The 18,323-nt window shown below is 75.5% G+C and carries 2 protein-coding genes (1 of these 2 cut by a window edge); both read right to left on the minus strand.

Annotation, left to right across the window (positions count from 1 at the left end):
* Positions 1–15,138, minus strand: coding sequence for a type I polyketide synthase (locus tag C2L59_RS46265; protein WP_103355950.1), 15,138 nt, complete (start codon positions 15,136–15,138; stop codon positions 1–3).
* Positions 15,139–18,323 carry the final stretch of a type I polyketide synthase gene (locus C2L59_RS46270; protein WP_103355951.1) on the minus strand. Its footprint extends 11,203 nt past the window's final position, so only the last 3,185 of its 14,388 coding nucleotides appear in the window; its start codon lies off the right edge, out of view; the stop codon is at positions 15,139–15,141.

Here is an 18,323-nt window from a genome sequence, read left to right on the forward strand (position 1 = left end):
TCAGGACAGTCCGAGTTCGTTGTCGATCAGGTCGAAGATTTCGTCGTCGGTCGCGGAGTCGAGTTCGGCGTCGCCGTCCTCGCCGGCCGCGGACCGGCGGCGCGCGAGCAGCGTCTCCAGCCGCGCGGTGACTCTCCTGGAGACGCTGTCCCCGGCGCCTTCCAGCAGCCGTTCCAGCCGGTCCAGTTCCGCCAGCACCGCCGCGTCCGCGTCGACGGCGGCCGGGGCGAGCCCGGCCCGCAGGTGCGCGGCCAGGTCGGCGGGCGACGGGTGGTCGAAGATCAGCGTGGCCGGCAGCCGCAGCCCGCTCTCGGCGGTGAGCCGGTTGCGCAGCTCGACCGCGGTGAGCGAGTCGAAGCCCAGGTCCAGGAAGCCGCGGCTGCCCTCGACGTCGGCGGCCGAGCCGTGGCCCAGCACCGTGGCGACGTGCCCGCGCACGACGTCGAGGAGGAATTCGCCGCGCTCGGCCACGGGCACGGCCGCGAGGCGCTCGGCCAGGGCCGGCCCTGACGGCTCGTCCGCCGCCACCGAAGCGGACCGGCGGGCCGGGGCCCGCACCAGCGACGCGAACAGCGGCGGCAGCCCCGGTTGCGCGTCCAGCGCGGCCGGGTCGAGCTGCAGCGGCAGCAGCGCCGGTTCGGGCCGGGCCGCCGCGAGGTCGAACAGGTCGAGGCCGCGGTCGGCGGTGAACGGGACGAAGGCGGACCGCGTCAGCTTCGCGAGATCGGCTTCGCGGAGCATCCCGTCGGTGGCCCAGGGGCCCCAGCCCAGCGACCCGGCCGGGAGCCCGCGGGCGGCGCGGTACTGCGCGAGGGCGTCGAGGAACGCGTTGGCCGCCGCGTAGTTGCCCTGGCCGGGACTGCCCAGCGTGGCCGCCGCCGAGGAGAACAGCACGAACGCCGAAAGGCCGCGGTCACGGGTGAGCTCGTGCAGGTTGAGGGCCGCGTCGACCTTGGGCCGCAGCACCGCGTTCAGCCGCTCGGGGGTCAGCGACGCCACCACGCCGTCGTCGAGGACCCCGGCCGCGTGCACCACGCCGGTGAGCGCCGGGATCGTGGCGAGCACGGCGGCCAGCTCGCGGCGGTCGGCGGCGTCGCCGGCCACGATCCGGACGTCCGCGCCCAGCTCCCGCAGCTCCCCGGCCAAGTCGGCCGCGCCGGGGGCGGCCGGCCCGCGCCGGCTCAGCAGCACCAGGTCGCGGACGCCGTGCCCGGTGACCAGCCGCCGGGCGACCAGGCCGCCCAGCGCGCCGGTGCCGCCGGTGATCAGCACCGTGCCGTCGCCGAAGGACGGCGGCATGGTGAGCACGACCTTGCCGACGTGCTTGGCCTGGCTGACGAACCGGAACGCCTCCGGCGCGCGCCGGACGTCCCAGGTCCGCACCGGCAACGGCGTCAGCGCGCCCGCCTCGAACAGCGCGAGGACCTCGGTGAACAGCTCCCGGATGCGGTCCGGGCCCGCTTCGACCAGGTCGAACGCCTGGTACCGGACGCCCGGGTGGGCGGCGGCGACGGCGTCCGCGTCCCGCACGTCGGCCTTGCCCATCTCGAGGAAGCGGCCGCCGCGCGGCATCAGCGCGAAGGAGGCGTCGACGAACTCGTGGGTCAGGGCGTTGAGCACGACGTCGACCCCCCGGCCGCCGCCGGCCTCGCGGAACAGCTCGGCGAACCCGGTCGTACGCGAGGACGCGAGGTGGGCGTCGTCGAGCCCGGAGGCGCGCAGGACGTCCCACTTGCCGGGGCTGGCGGTGGCGTAGACCTCGGCGCCGAGGTGGCGGGCGAGCTGGATGGCGGCCATCCCGACGCCGCCGGCGCCCGCGTGCACAAGCACGGACTCCCCGGCCCGCAGCCCGGCCAGGTCCACGAGCCCGTAGTAGGCGGTGAGGAAGACGATGGGGACCGACGCGGCTTCGCTGAACGACCAGCCGCCGGGGATCTTGGCGAGCATCCGCTGGTCCGCGACCGAACGCGGGCCGAAGGCGCCGGGGAAGAACCCCATCACCTTGTCGCCGGGGGCCAGCCCGGTGACGCCTTCGCCGCATTCCAGGACGACGCCGGCGCCTTCGATGCCCATGATCGGCTCGCCCGGGTACATGCCGAGTCCGATGAGGACGTCGCGGAAGTTCAGCCCGGCGGCGCGGATGGCCACCCGGACCGTGCCCGGTTCCAGAGTCTCCGGCAGCGGGTTCGGGACGAGCGCGAGGTTCTGCAGGGTGCCGCGGCCGGTGCTGTCGAGCCGCCAGTTGCCTTCGGCGGGCGGCCGGAGCAGGGCGCCGGAGCCGGCCCGCACCAGCCGCGCGGCCAGCGCCCGGCCGTCGCGCAGCGCGAGCTGGGGTTCGCCGGAGGCGACCGCGCCGAGCAGGGCCGCCGAGCGCGGGTCCTCGTCGTCGAGGTCGACCAGGACGAGCCGGCCGGGATTCTCGAACTGCGCCGACCGCAGGAGTCCCCACACCGGCGCGGCGGTGAGGTCGGGGACGCGGTCGCCGTCGGTGGCCCCGACCGCGCCGCGGGTCACCAGCACGAGCCGGGCGGTGGCGAACCGGTCGTCGGCCAGCCACTCCCGCACGAGTTCGAGGGCGAAGGCGGCGCGTTCGCGGGGCTGCGCCGAGTGCCGGATCGCGGAGAACACGTACTGCGGTTCCTCGCCGCTTTCCGCGGTGCGGCGGCCCAGGTCCGCGAGGTCCACACAGGACTCGACGGTGCCGGACGAGCCGAGCCCGGCCACCAGGCCGAGCGGGTCCGGGCCGATCACCGCGTACCGGCCACCCGGGGCTTCCGGCACCGGAACCGGCGTCCATTCGACCTGGAACAGCGCGTCTCCGCCGTCCGGGCCACGCAGCTGGCCGGCCGACACCGGGCGCAGGACGAGCGCAGCCACCGACGCGACCGGCACGCCGGCGGTGTCGGCGACGTCGACGGCGACCGCGTCCCCGGCGCCCGGCCGCAGCCGGACCCGCAGGGCGGTGGCGCCGGTGGCGTGCAGGGTGACGCCGGTCCACGCGAACGGCAGCCGTGGGCCGGTTTCGCCGTCGCGAAGGCCGAGGGCGTGCAGGGCGGCGTCCAACAAGGCCGGGTGCAGCCCGAACGCGCCCGCCTGCTCGCCGGGCAGGGCGACTTCGGCGTAGACGTCCTCGCCGAGGCGCCAGGCCGCACGCAGGCCGCGGAAAGCCGGGCCGTAGCCGAAGCCGGACGCCGCGAGGTTGTCGTAGAAGCTCGTGATGTCAACGGGTTCCGCTCCGGCGGGCGGCCAATCGGCCAGCCCCGCCGGCTCGGTCGCCGACGTCGGTGCCAGAACACCCGCGGCGTGCGCGGTCCAGTCGTCCTGACCCTCGGGTCGCGAGTGGATGGTCAGCTCGCGACGGCCGTCGGGGTCCGGTCCGCCGACCGACACCTGGATCGCGACGGCGTCCCGCTCGCGCAGCACGAGCGGGGCCGCCAGGGTCAGCTCCTCGACCACCGGGCACCCGGCCTGGTCACCCGCGCGGATCGCCAGCTCGACGAAGGCCGTGCCGGGCAGCAGGACGGTGCCGAGCACAGCGTGGTCCGCGAGCCACGGCTGCGCGGACAGCGACAACCGTCCGGTGAGGACGGTGCCGTCCCCGCCGGCGAGCGGCAGGCTCGCGGCCAGCAGCGGGTGGGCGGCGTCGGTGAGCCCGGCCGCGCCGACGTCCCCCGCGGCGGCCGGCGCCTCAGGCCAGTAGCGACGGTGCTGGAAGGCGTACGTCGGCAGCGGAACCCGGCGGACGCCGGTGAACGCAGCCGCGAGATCGACCGGGACGCCACGGACCCACAGCCCGGCGAGCGCGGCGGCGAACGTGCGCTCCTCGGGCCGGTCGCGGCGCAGCAGGGGCACCGCGACGACGTCCTCGCCGAGGCAGTCGGCGGCCATCGCGCTGAGCACCGCGTCCGGCCCGGCTTCGAAGAACGTCCGGACACCCAGCCCGGCCAGCGTGGCGACGGCGTCGGCGAACCGCACCGACGCCCGCACCTGGCGCACCCAGTAGTCCGGTGTGGACAGTTCGGGGCCGGCGAGCGCACCGGTCACCGTGGACACCACGACCCGTTCGGCCGGGCGGTAGGTCAGCCGGCGCGCGACCGCGGCGAATCCGTCGAGCATCGCGTCCATCCGGGGCGAGTGGAACGCGTGGCTCACCTTGAGCCGCTTGGTCCGCACGCCCGCTTCCGCGAACCCGGCGGCCAGCGCCAGCACGACGTCCTCGTCGCCGGAGACGACGACCGAGCCGGGCCCGTTGACCGCCGCGATGTCCGCCCGGCCGCCGGTCTTGGCCACCTCCGCGGCCACGGCTTCCTCGCCGGCGCGCAGCGAAACCATCGCGCCGCCGTCGGGCAGGGCCTCCATCAGGCGGCCGCGGGCGGCGACGAGCTCGGCGGCGTCGGCCAGTGACAGGACGCCGGCGACGTGCGCGGCGACCAGTTCGCCGATCGAGTGGCCCGCGAGGTGGTCCGGCCGCACGCCCCGGCTCTCGGCCAGCCGGAACAGGGCCAGCTCCACGGCGAACAGCGCCGGCTGGGTGTAGGCGGTCCGGTCCAGCAGCGCGGCCTGCCCGGTACCCGGATCCGCGAAGACGAGGTCCCGGATCGGGTGCTCCAGGTGCGGGTCGAGGTGCGCGCACGCCTCGTCGAACGCGTCGGCGTAGACGTCGAACCGCGCGTAGAGCTCGCGGCCCATCCCGGCGCGCTGGGCGCCCTGCCCGGTGAACAGCACGGCCAGCGGGCCGGTCGCCGGCTCGCCGGAGACCACCTCGGCGGCGGGCGTGCCGCCGGCGAGCGCGGTCAGGCCCGCCCGGAAGTCCCCGGCCGTGGTCCCGAGCACGACGGCCCGGTGGTCCAGCGCGGCCCGGCCGGTGGCCAGCGAGAAGCCGACGTCGGCCGGGTGCGCGTCCACTTCGGACAGCCGGGCGGCCTGGGCCCGCAGCGCGGCCACCGACCGGCCGGACACCGGCCACGGCACCAGCCCGGTGCCCCCGGCCGGGGCCGCGACCGGAACGGGCGAGGCTTGTTCGATGATGGTGTGGGCGTTGGTGCCGGAGATGCCGAAGGAGGAGATCCCGGCCCGGCGGGGCCGGTCCGCGGTCCACTCGCGCCCTTCGGTCAGCAGCTCGACCGAGCCGGCCGACCAGTCCACGTGGGACGTCGGCGCGTCGACGTGCAGCGACGGCGGAAGCAGCTCGTGCCGCATGGCCATGACCATCTTGATGATCCCGGCGACCCCGGCGGCGGCCTGCGTGTGGCCGATGTTGGACTTCACCGAGCCGAGCCACAGCGGCGTCTCGCGGTCCTGGCCGTAGGTGGCCAGCACGGCCTGCGCCTCGATCGGATCACCCAGGGTCGTCCCGGTGCCGTGCGCTTCGACAACGTCCACATCAGAGGGGGCCAGGCCGGCGTTCGCCAGGGCCGCCCGGATGACACGCTGCTGCGACGGGCCGTTCGGCGCGGTCAGGCCGTTCGACGCGCCGTCGGAGTTCACCGCCGAACCGCGGACCAGCGCCAGCACCTCGTGGCCGTTGCGCCGGGCGTCCGAAAGCCGTTCCAGCAGGAGCAGCCCGGCGCCTTCGGCCCAGCCGGTGCCGTCGGCGGCCTCGGCGAACGGCTTGCAACGGCCGTCGGGAGCCAGCCCGCGCTGCCGGCTGAACTCGACGAACGCACCCGGGGTCGACATGACGGTGACGCCGCCGGCGACGGCCATCGCGGACTCGCCCTGCCGCAGCGACTGGCAGGCCAGGTGCAGCGCCACCAGCGACGACGAGCACGCGGTGTCGACCGCGACCGACGGGCCTTCCAGGCCGAAGGTGTAGGAGACGCGCCCGGCGATGACGCTCGTGGTGTTGCCGGTCAGCAGGTGGCCTTCGACGCCGGAGGCCGCGCCGAGCAGGGTGACGTAGTCCTGGCCGTTGGTGCCGGCGAACACCCCGGTCCTGGTGCCGCGCAGGGCGTGCGGGTCGATCCCCGCCCGCTCGAACAGCTCCCACGACGTCTCCAGCAGCAGCCGCTGCTGCGGATCCATGGCGAGGGCTTCCCGCGGCGAGATGCCGAAGAACCCGGCGTCGAACTCGCCGACACCTTCGAGGAAGCCGCCTTCGCGGGCGTAGCTGCGGCCGCTCTTGCCCGGGTCCGGGTCGTACAGCGCGCCGACGTCCCAGCCGCGGTCGGCGGGGAACGCGGAGATGCCGTCGCCGCCCGTGCTGACCAGGCGCCAGAGGTCCTCCGGGGAGCGCACCCCGCCCGGGTAGCGGCAGCTCATCGCGACGATGGCGATCGGGTCGTCGCCGGTGGCGGCCACCGCGGCCGCGTGGCCCGCCGGGTCCGGTGCGTCGGCGCCGAAGACCTCGCCGAGCAGGCGTTCGGTCAGGTCCGCGGGCGTCGGGTGGTCGAACACGAGCGTCGAGGGCAGGGCGAGGCCGGTGTCGGCGGCCAGCCCGTTGCGCAGCTCGACCGCGGTGAGCGAGTCGAAGCCGAGGTCCTTGAACGGCCGGGCCGGCTCGATCGCCTCGGCGCCGTCGTGGCCGAGGACGGCCGCGGCGCGGGCCCGCACGAGGTCCAGCAGCACGCGACGGCGTTCGGGCGCGGGCAGCGCGGCGAGCCGGGTGGTGAGCTCGGCCGAGCCGCGGGTGGGGTCTGCACCGGCGTCGAACTCGGGCAGCTCGGCCATCAGCGGCCGCGATCGGGCGGCGGCGTACGAGGGCGCGAACCGGGCCCAGTCGACGTCCGCGACGACGACCGTGGTCTCGCCGAGCTCGACGGCCTGCAGGAGCGCCCGCATCCCGAGGTCCGGGTCCAGCGGGCGGAGGCCACGACGGCGGAGGAGCTCCTCGCCCTCTTCGGAGGCGCCCATCCCGGCGCCCGCCCACGGGCCCCAGGCGATCGACGTCGCGGCGAGCCCGTGGGCGCGGCGGCGTTCGGCGAGCGCGTCGAGGTGCGCGTTGGCGGCCGCATACGCACCCTGGTGCCCGCTGCCCCAGACGCCGGCGACCGAGGAGAAGAGCACGAACGCTTCGAGGTCGTCGCCGAGCAGCTCGTCGAGGTGGGTCGCACCGTCCACTTTGGCGCCGACCACCTCCGCGAAGTCCGCCGTGGACGATTCGGTGATCGGGGTGAACCGGCCGTAGCCGGCGGCGTGGAAGACCGCGCCGATCGAACGTCCATTGAGGACTTCCGCGAGGGCCGCGCGGTCGGTCACGTCGCAGGCCACGATCTCAAGCTGGGCGCCGAGTTCACGCAGTTGCGTCGCGAGACTCGCCGCGCCCGGGGTGTCCGGGCCGCGCCGGCTGAGCAGCAGGAGGTCACGGACGCCGCGGGCGGCCAGGGTCCGGGCCAGCGCGCTGCCCAGCGCGCCGGTGCCGCCGGTGATCAGGACGGTGCCGTCGGGCCGCCAGGTGCCGGGTTCGACGCCGGCCGGGGCGCGGACCAGCCGGGGCACGAACGCGCCGGACGCCCGCAGCGCGACCTGGTCTTCGCCGGGGCCCGCGGCGAGGAGGGCCGCGAGCCGGTCGTGGCCGCGGTCGTCGAGGGTGGCCGGGAGGTCGAGGAGCCCGATCTCGCGGCCGGTGAGCTCGAGGGCGGCGACCCGGCCGAGGCCCCAGATCTGCGTGCGCGCCGGGTCAGGGGCGGTGTCGGAGCGGCCGGTGCGCACGGCTTCCGTGGTGACGCACCAGAGCGGGCCGGGCCGGTCGGCCTGCAGCACGGCGAGGGCTTCGGCCAGGTTCGCCGGGAAGGCGAGCGCGCCGGCGATGTCTTGTGCGTCAGCCATTCCGTCGACGGGCACGGTGCGCACCTCGGCACCGCGCGCGGCCAGGCTTTCCGCGATCCCCGCGGGTCCGGTGCCGATGAGCAGCCAGGTGCCGGACAGCCGCGCGGCGGGGACCGGGTGCGGCCGCCAGGTGACGCGGTACCGCCACGAATCCAGGGTGCTCGCTTCGCGGTGGCGGGTGCGCCAGGCCCGCAGCGCGGGCTGGATGGCGTCGGCGAGGTCTTCGTCGACGGCGAGGTCGCGGGCCAGGTCGCCGCGCTCGACGGCGGCCCAGAACCCGGAGTCGGCGGTGTCGGCGGCCGGCTGGGGGCGGGCGGGTTCCAGCCAGTACCGCTGGTGCTCGAAGGGGTACGTCGGCAGGGCGACGGCCCGGCCGGCCGAACCCGCGTACAGGCTCTCCCAATCGAGGGCGACGCCGTTGACGTGCAACCGGGCGAGCGCGGTGAACAGGGTGCGTTCCTCGTCGCGATCGCGGCGCAGGGCGGGGATCGCCGTGCCGGGGACCATCGAGCTGAGGACGCCGTCCGGGCCCAGCTCCAGGAACACGCCGACACCGGCGGCTTTCAGGGTCTCGACCCCGTCGGCGAACCGGACCGTCTCACGCACGTGGCGGACCCAGTAGCCGGCGGTGAACGGCTCGGCGAGAGCACCGCTCACATTCGAAAGCACGGGAATCTGCGCCGGGTGGTAGGTCAATGTCTCCGCAACCGCGCGGAACTCCTCGAGCATCGGGTCCATCAACGGCGAGTGGAACGCGTGGCCGACCTTCAGCCGCTTGGTCTTCGGGAACTTCGCCGCGATGGCGAGCACCGCGGCCTCGTCGCCCGAGATGACCACTGACTCCGGCCCGTTCACCGCCGCGAGGGAAACGCCCTCGGTCAGCGTGATGGCCGACGCCGGCGCGGCGATCGACACCATCGCCCCACCCGGCGGCAGCGCCTGCATCATCGACGCCCGCGCCGACACCAGCCGGCAAGCGTCCTCAAGGGACAACACCCCGGCCACGTGCGCCGCCGAGATCTCCCCGATCGAATGCCCGACCACGAAATCCGGACGGACACCGAAGGACCCGGCGAGGCGGAACAGCGCCACCTCGACCGCGAACAACGCGGGCTGGGTGAACTCGGTCCGGTCCAGCGCCTCGGCGTCGTCGAACGCGGCACGCAGCTCCGGGCCGAAATGCGCGCACACCGCGTCGAACGCTTCGGCGTACACCGGGAACCGGTCGTACAGCCCCCGGCCCATGCCGGCCCGTTGTGCCCCCTGGCCGGTGAACAGCACCGCCAGAAGCGCGTCCCGGTCGGCCGTGCCGGTGACCACGGCGGCGTCGGTACCGCCGCCGGCGAGGACGCCCAGGGCCCGGTCGAGCTCGTCGCCGCTCGCCACGATGACCGCGCGGTGGTCGTGCGTGGCCCGCGTGAAGGCCAGGGAGTACGCGAGGTCCTGCGGCGCCAGGCCCGTGCCCCGGAGCCGGCCGGCCTGGGCCCGCAACGCCGTGGCGCTCCGGGCCGACAGCGGGACGAGCGGCGGCGTCGCGTCCGGCCCCGCCGGGATCTCGACCGCGGGCTCGGCCTGTTCCAGGACCACGTGGGCGTTGGTGCCGCTCACCCCGAACGCCGAGACGGCGGCGCGGCGCGGGCCGTCGGAAACCCAGGCGCGTTCCTCGGTGAGCAGCTCGACGGCACCGGCCGACCAGTCCACCTGGGACGACGGCGTGTCGACGTGCAGCGTCCGCGGGAGCACGCCGTGCCGCATGGCGAGGACCATCTTGATCACGCCCGCCACGCCGGAGGCCGACTGGGTGTGCCCGATGTTGGACTTCAGCGACCCGAGCCACAGGGGCCGGTCGCGGTCCTGGCCGTAGGTGGCCAGCAGCGCCTGCGCCTCGATCGGGTCGCCGAGCCGGGTTCCGGTGCCGTGCGCCTCCACGGCATCGACGTCCGAAGCGGACAGACCGGCGTTGGCCAGCGCGGCCCGGATGACACGCTGCTGGGAGGGACCGTTGGGGGCGCTCAGGCCGTTGGAAGCGCCATCCTGGTTGACCGCCGAACCCTTGACGACGGCCAGGACTTCGTGGCCGTGGCGCCGGGCGTCCGACAGGCGTTCCAGCAGGACCAGGCCGACCCCCTCACCCCAGCCGGTGCCGTCGGCGGCGTCGGCGAAGGACTTGCACCGGCCGTCTTCGGCGAGCCCGCGCTGGCGGCTGAACTCGACGAACGCCGCCGGGTGCGCCATCACGGTGACGCCGCCGGCCAGGGCCATCGAGCACTCGCCCTGGCGCAGCGCCTGGCAGGCCAGGTGCAACGCCACCAGCGACGACGAACACGCCGTGTCCACGGTGACGGCCGGGCCCTCCAGGCCGAACGTGTAGGAGAGGCGGCCGGAGACGACGGCCGGGGCGCTGCCGGTGAGCAGGTAGCCCTCGGAGCCGCCGGACTCGTCGCGCGCGCCGACGCCGTAACCGGAGGAGGTCGCGCCGACGAACACGCCGGTTCCGCTGCCGCGCAACGAATCCGGGTCGATGCCCGCTCGTTCGAACACCTCCCACGACGTCTCCAGCAGGACGCGCTGCTGCGGGTCCATGGCGAGCGCCTCGCGCGGCGAGATGCCGAAGAAGCCCGCGTCGAACTCCGCCGCCGTGGTCATGAACCCGCCCTCGCGGGTGTAGCTGGTGCCGAGGCGGGCGGGGTCCGGGTCGTACAGCGCGGCCAGGTCCCAGCCGCGGTCGGCGGGGAACGGGCCGACGCCGTCGGCGCCGTCGGCCAGCAGGCGCCACAGGTCCTCGGGCGTCCGGACGTCCCCGGGGTAGCGGCAGCCCATGGCCACGATGGCGATCGGCTCGTCGGCCGCGGCCGCGGTGCGCTCGTGCGTGGGCGCGGCCGCGGTTGCGGTCACCTCACGCAGGAGGTGCTCGGCCAGCGCGCGGGGGTGCGGGTGGTCGAAGACGACGGTGGACGGGAGCCGGACGCCGGTGGCGGTGGTGAGCCGATTGCGGAGCTCGACGGCGGTCAGGGAGTCGAAGCCGAGTTCGCGAAAGGCCCGGTCCGCCGGGACTTCCGCGGCGGAGTCGTGCCCCAGGACGGCGGCGGCCTGCGCGCGGACGACGTCGAGGACGTGGTGGGCGGCTTCGCGGGGGCCGAGCCCGCGGACGGCTTCGGCGAGCCCGGTGCCGACCTCGGCGACGACCTCCCCGGCGGTCACTTCGGGCAGGTCTTCGATCAGCGGCCGGCGCCGGGCGGCGGTGAACCCGGCGGCGAACCGGGGCCAGTCCATGTCGGCGACGGCCACGAACGTCTCGTCGGCGTCGAGCGCGTGCTGCAGGGCGGCGATGGCCCGATCCGGGTCCATTTCCCGCAGGCCACGGCGGCGCAGGTGGTCCTTCGCCGCGGCGCTGCCGGCCATGCCGTCGCCGGCCCAAGACCCCCAGGCGACGGCCGTGGCCTTCTGGCCGGCGGCACGGCGGCGGGCGGCGAGCGCGTCGAGGTGGGCGTTCGCGGCGGCGTAGGCGCCCTGCCCGGCGCTGCCCCAGACACCGGCGTTGGAGGAGAAGAGGACGAAGGCGTCGAGGTCGTCGCCGAGGAGTTCGTCGAGGTGATCGGCACCGGCGGCCTTGGCGGCGAGGATCTCGGCGAAGCCGGCGGCACTGGTGTCGGCGATGGTCTGCGCCTGCGGCAGGCCGGCGGTGTGCACGACGGCCCGCACCTCGCCGAGTTCTTCGACGAGCGCGGCCACGGCGTCGCGGTCGGCGAGGTCGCAGGCCGCGAAGGTGACGCGGATGCCGAGCTCCGCGGCGAGGTCGGCGGCCCCGGGGGCATCGGCACCGCGGCGGCTGACGAGGACGAGGTGGTCGGCGCCGCTGCGGGCGAGCCACCGGGCGACGTGCCGGCCGAGCGCACCGGTACCCCCGGTGACGAGCACGGTGCCCCGCGGCCGCCAGTGCTGTGCGGGGTCGACGGCCGGCGCATGCGCAAGCCGGCGCGCGAAGAGACCGGAGGCCCGAAGGGCGACTTGGTCTTCGTGGTCAAGCCCCCCGAGGACGGCGACCAGCCGGCGCGCGGCGCGGCGGTCGAGGGTGGCGGGGAGGTCGAGGAGGCCGCCCCAGCGTTCCGGGTGTTCGAGGCCGGCCACCCGGCCGAGCGCCCAGACCTGCGCAGGCTCCGCGGCGGGCGGCGGGTCGCCGGGAAGGGCGGCGACGGCGTGCCGGGTGAGCAGCCAGAGGGGGGCGGTGCTGCCGGCGAGGGCCTGGATGAGGTGCAGGGTGCCGGGGGCATCCGGCAGGAGGGAGACGACGCCGGCGACGGGAGGGAGGTCGGTTTCGGCTCCTGTGCCTACCCCCGCCGCGGCCAGCCGGTGCGCCATCTCCGCAACGGCGGCCACGCCACTCTCACCCGCCCACTCGACCACCACCGGCTCCGCGCCCGCCGCCGCGAGGCAGGCGGTCACCTCCGTGGCGTCCGCGCCCGGCGGGATGACCACCACCCACCGCCCGGCCAGCGTCGCCGCTTCCGGCTCGGCCAGCGGCTCCCACTCGATCCGGTAACGCCAGCCGTCCACCGTGGACTTCTCCTGCCGGAGCCGCCGCCAGCGGGCGAGGGCCGGCAGGAGCTCGGCGAACGACGTCTCGGCACCGACGCCGAGCAGCTCGGCCAGCGTTCCGACGTCCTCACCGTCCACAGCGGACCAGAAGCCGGCGTCCGCCGGGTCGCCGGCGACGGGCCGGTCCGGTGCGTCGAGCCAGTAGCGCTTGCGCTGGAAGGCGTACGTCGGCAGGTCGACGATCCGGCCGTCCGGGAAGGCGGGCGTCCAATCCACCGCCACGCCGCGGACGTGCGCCTCGGCCAGCGAGGTGTGGAACCGGGCCAGTCCGCCGTCGTCGCGGCGCACCGAGCCCAGCGCGACGACGTCGTCCCCGAGCGCCATGGTCAGCACCGGGTGCGGCGACGCCTCGATGAAGGTCCCGAAGCCCTCGCTCTTCAGCCGCTCGACCGCCACATCCAGCCGGACGGTGTTGCGCAGGTTCGAAAACCAGTACCCGGCGTCCAGCGCGCCGGCCCATTCGCCGGTCACCGTGGACAGGAAGGCGATCTCCGGCGTCCTGGGCGTGATCGGGGCCAGCACCTCGAGGATTTCCTCGCGCAGCTGCTCCACCTGCGCCGAGTGCGACGCATAGTCCACCGGTACCCGCTTGGCGCGAACACCGTCGGCCTCACAGGAGCCGATCAGCTCGTCGAGAGCCGCCGGAGAGCCGGAAACCACCACCGCCGAAGGCCCGTTCACCGCGGCGATCGACAACCGGTCCGTCAGCCGGGCTTCGACCTCGGGCAGGGGCGCGGCCACCGACACCATGCCACCACGCCCGGCGAGCGCCGAAATCGCCTTGCTGCGCAGGGCGACCACCCGGGCACCGTCCTGAAGGGACAGCGCACCCGACACCACCGCGGCCGCGATCTCGCCCTGGGAGTGGCCGACGACGGCATCCGGCACCACCCCGTACGAGCGCCACAACTCGGCCAGCGACACCATCACCGCGAACAAAGCGGGCTGAACGACATCCACCCGGGCGAGCTCACCAGCGAGCACGTCCCGCAGCGACCAGTCCACAAAAGGCGACAAAGCGTCCGCGCACTCGTCCAGACGCGCCGCGAACACCGGCGACGACGAGGCCAGCTCCAGCGCCATCCCCGCCCACTGCGAGCCCTGCCCCGGGAACACCAGCGCCACCCGGCCGCAGGCCGCGGCCTCCGCGGTCACCACCGAAGCACTCGGCTGACCGGCGGCCAGGGCGGCGAGGCCGCCTTCCTCCATGACCACCGCGCGGTGGCTCAGCAGCGCCCGCGACTTCACCAGCGAGAACCCGACGTCGGCCGGGTCGCCGTCGTGCGGGAGCAGCGCCGCCGCCTGCCCCCGCAACGCTTCCGCGGAGTCCGCCGACAGCACCCACGGCACCGGTCCCGACGCAGCTCGCGGCGGTACCGGCGCTTCGGCCGGCGCCTGCTCCAGGACAACGTGCGCGTTCGTCCCGCTGACCCCGAACGACGAGACGCCGATCCGGCGCGCCCGCCCGGTCTCCGGCCACGGCGTCGCCTCGGTGAGCAGCCGGACCTCCCCGGCCCGCCAGTCCACTTGGGACGACGGCGTGTCGATGTGCAGCGACTGCGGCAGCACGCCCCGGCGCATGGCCTGGACCGACTTGATGATCCCGGCCACGCCCGCGGCCGCCTGGGTGTGGCCGAGGTTGGACTTGACCGAGCCGAGCCACAACGGCGCCGGACGGTCGCGGCCGTAGGTCGCCAGCAGCGCCTGTGCCTCGATCGGGTCGCCGAGCCGGGTTCCGGTGCCGTGCGCCTCCACCGCGTCGATGTCCGAAGCGGACAGACCGGAGTTCGCCAGCGCGGCCCGGATCACCCGCTGCTGGGCCGGCCCGTTCGGCGCGGTCAGGCCGCTGCTCGCGCCGTCCTGGTTGACCGCGGACCCGCGGACGACGGCGAGCACCGGGTGCCCGTGGCGGCGCGCGTCGGAAAGGCGTTCGACGAGCAGCATGCCGGCGCCCTCGCCCCAGCCCGTGCCGTCGGCGGCGTCGGCGAAGGGCTTGCAGCGGCCGTCGGCGGCCAAGCCGCGCTGACGGCTGAACGCGGTGAACGTGCCCGGGGTGGCCATCACCGTGACCCCGCCGGCCAGGGCCAGGGAGCAGTCGCCGAGCCGGACGGCCTGGCAGGCCAGGTGCAACGCCACCAGCGACGACGAACAGGCCGTGTCGATCGTGACCGCCGGGCCTTCCAGCCCGAGCGTGTAGGCGACCCGGCCGGAGGCGACACTGCTCGCGCTGCCGTTGCCGAGGAACGCCTCGAACTCCGCGTACACGTCGGGGGCGAGCAGCAGCCGGGCCGCGTAGTCGGAGTACATCACCCCGGCGTAGACGCCGACCTTGTCGCCGCGCACGGACGTCGGATCGATCCCGGCCCGCTCCAGCACCTCCCACGACACCTCCAGCAGCAGCCGCTGCTGCGGGTCCATGGCGAGCGCCTCCCGCGGGGAGATGCCGAAGAACCCGGCGTCGAAGTCGGCCGCGTCGTGCAGGAACGCGCCTTCGCGCGTGTAGCTGGTGCCCGCGCTGCCGGGGTCGGCGTCGTAGAGGCGGGCCAGGTCCCAGCCCCGGTCGGCGGGGAACGCCCCGACCGCGTCCTCGCCCGCCGCCAGCAGGTCCCACAGCTGTTCCGGGCTGCGGACACCGCCGGGGAACCGGCAGCTCATGCCCACGATGGCGACCGGCTCCTGCGCGCGGTCCTCGTTCTCCTTCAGCCGCCGCCGGGCTTCGCGGAGGTCGGCCGTGGCCCGCTTGAGGTAGTCCAGGAGCTTCTGTTCGTTCGACATTCAGGACATCCCCAGTTCGTCGTCGAGGAGGTCGAAGATCTCCTCGGCGGTGGCGTCGGCCAGTTCCGTGCCGGGCTCGTCCCGGCGGTCGTCGGTCGCGGTCCACCGGGCCAGCAGGCCGCGCAGGCGTTCGGTGACGAGGGCGCGTTCGCCGGCGCCGGGTTCGGTCGCGGCGAGCACCGCGGCCAGCCGGTCCAGCTCGGCGTGGACGGGCAGGACGGCCTTCGCGCCGGCCGCGGGCAGCTCGGCGCCCAGGTGCTTGGTGAGCGCGTCCGGGTTCGGGTAGTCGAAGATCAGCGTGGCGGGCAGCCGCAAGCCGGTCGCCGCGGTGAGCCGGTTGCGCAGCTCCAGTGCGGTGAGCGAGTCGAACCCGAGGTCGAGGAACCCGCGTCCGGCCTCGACGGCGTGGCCCGATGCGTAGCCGAGCACGGCCGCCACCTGGGCACGCACGACCTCGTCGACGACGCGTAGCTGCTCGGCTTCCGGCAGGCCGGCGAGCCGTTCGGCCAGCCCGGGACCGGCCGGGACGCCGTCGCGCACGGCCCGCCGCGCCGGCGTCCGGACGAGGCCGCGCAGCAGCGCCGGGACTTCGGCGCGGGCCCGCCAGGCGGCGAGGTCGAGGGCGACCGGCATCAGCAGCGGCTCGCCGGTGCCCAGCGCGAGGTCGAACAGCCGCAACGCGCGATCCGTCGGCAGCGCGCGGACACCGGACCGGCCGAGGCGCGACACGTCGTCGTCGCCGAGGTGCGCGGTCAGGCCGCTGCGCGCCTCCCACAGCCCCCACGCGAGCGAGGTGGCGGGCAGCCCCCGGCCGTGGCGGTGCTGGGCGAGCGCGTCGAGGTAGGCGTTGGCCGCGGAGTAGCCCGCCTGGCCCGCGCCGCCCATCGTCGTGGCGAAGGAGGAAAACAGCACGAACGCGTCGAGGTCCAGGTGCTCGGTCAGCTCGTGCAGGTGCCGCGCGGCGACCGCCTTGGGCCGGAGCACGGTGTCGAGCCGCTCCGGGGTCAGGGCTTCGACGACGCCGTCGTCGAGCGCGCCCGCGGCGTGGATCACCGCCGTCAGCGGGTGCTCGGCGGGGATCGTCGCCAGGGCGGCTTCGAGGGCCGCTCGGTCGGCGACGTCGCAGGCGAGCGCCGTCACCGACGCAGGCAGCTCGCCGAGGCCGGGTGCGCTGCGGCTGAGCAGCAGCAGGTGCCGGACACCGTGGGTGGTGACCAGGTGCCGGGTGAGCAGCCCGCCGAGCACGCCGCTCGCGCCCGTGACCAGGACGGTCCCGTCCGGGTTCCAGGTGTGCGCCCGCTGCGGCGGGGCCGCCCGCGTCAGGCGGGGGACGTGGAGTTCGCCGCCGCGCACCGCCAGCTGCGGTTCGCCGGACGCGGCGGCCGTCCCCGCCCAGGTGGCGAGGTCTCCGGGCGTGTCGACGTCGAGGAGGACGAACCGGTCCGGGTGCTCCGACTGCGCCGAGCGCACGAGCCCCCAGACCGTCGCCGCGGCCGGGTCGGCGGGGTTGTCCCCCACCGCCGACTCGGTGACCAGGACCAGCCGCCGGTCGTGGTCTCCGGCCAGGAAGTCCTGCAGTGTCCGCAGAACCTCGGCCGTCACGTCACCGCGGCATCCGGTGTAGACCACCGGGCCCGGTTCGCCCAGCGGAACGGCCGGGGCGGCGGGCTCGGCGTCGAACCGTTGCCAGGTGAGGGTGAACAGCGCGTCGGCGCTCTGGTCCGCGGCCGCCGCCAGCTGCCCGGCCGAAATCGGCCGCATGACGAGGGATTCGGCTTCGGCGACCGGAGCGCCGGTCTCGTCGGCGACGGCGACCGAGACGCCGTCCGCGCCGAGAGCCCCGAGCCGGACGCGCAGGGTGGTCGCGCCGGTCGCGTACAGCCGGACGCCGGTCCACGCGAACGGCAGCCGGGCGCCGGCCTGGGCGCTGGTCAGGCCGATCGGGTGCAGGGCCGCGTCGAGCAACGCCGGGTGCAGCCCGTAGCGAGCCGCGTCCGCGCGCTGCTCGGCGGGCAGCGCGACCTCGGCGTAGAGGTCGTCGCCGTGGCGCCAGGCGGCACGCAGGCCCTGGAACGCCGGGCCGTAGCGGTAGCCGTGGCCGGCGAGGGTGTCGTAATGGCCGTCGACCGGCAGCGGTTCCGCGCCCGGGGGCGGCCAGGCGGTGAGGGCCGTGCCCGGCTCGGCTCCGGTGGTCAGGAAGCCTTCGGCGTGCTGGGTCCAGCCGACGTCGTCGGAGAGTCGCGAATGGACGGTCAGGGCGCGGCGGCCGTGTCCGTCGGCGGCTTCGACCCGGACCTGGAGGGCGACACCGCCGCGGGCGGGGATGACCAGCGGCGCCTGCAGCGTGAGTTCTTCGACGGTCTCGCAGCCGACCTGGTCGCCCGCCTGCACGGCCAGTTCGACGAACGCGGTGCCCGGCAGCAGCACGGTGTCGCCGACGGCGTGGCCGGCCAGCCACGGGTGGGTGCGCCGGGAGAGCCGCCCGGTGAGCAGGGTGACGCCGGTGCCCGCGACGGTGACGGCCGCGCCGAGCAGCGGGTGCCCGGCGTCGGTGAGGCCGAGCCCGCCGGCGTCGCCCGCGGTGGCGGCGGTCCACTGTGGCCAGTACCGCTCCTGCTGGAAGGGGTAGGTCGGGACGTCGGTGAGCCGGGCGCCGGGGAAGGCCGGTGTCCAGTCGACCTGCACGCCGCGCACGTGGGCCTCGGCCAGGGCGGTGTGGAAGCGCGTGAGGCCGCCGTCGTCGCGGCGGAGCGAGCCCAGCGCGACGACGTCGTCGCCGAGCGCCATAGTGAGCACCGGATGCGGAGACGCCTCGACGAACGTGCCGAACCCGTCGCCCTTCAGCCGTTCGACCGCGACGTCGAGCCGCACGGTGCTGCGCAGGTTCCGGTACCAGTACCCGGCGTCGAGGACCGGGCCGTCGAGCCACTCGCCGGTCACCGTGGAGAAGAACGCCGTCTCCCCCGCCTGCGGCGTGATCGGGGCCAGTACTTCGAGGAGCTCGTCGCGCAGCTGCTCGACCTGCACCGAATGGGAGGCGTAGTCGACCGGCACCCGCTTGGCGCGGATTCGGTCGGCTTCGAACGCCGCGACCAGGCCGTCGAGGGCGCCGGGCTCGCCGGACACCACCACCGCGGCCGGGCCGTTGACCGCGGCGATCGACAGCCCTTCGGTGAGCCGCCCCT

The organism is Amycolatopsis sp. CA-128772 (genome assembly GCF_002904295.1).
Lineage (GTDB): Bacteria > Actinomycetota > Actinomycetes > Mycobacteriales > Pseudonocardiaceae > Amycolatopsis.

Coding starts and splice junctions, on each gene's coding strand:
- C2L59_RS46265 (WP_103355950.1), bottom strand. CDS start 15,138: ATGTCGAACGAACAGAAGCTCCTGGACTACCTCAAGCGGGCCACGGCC.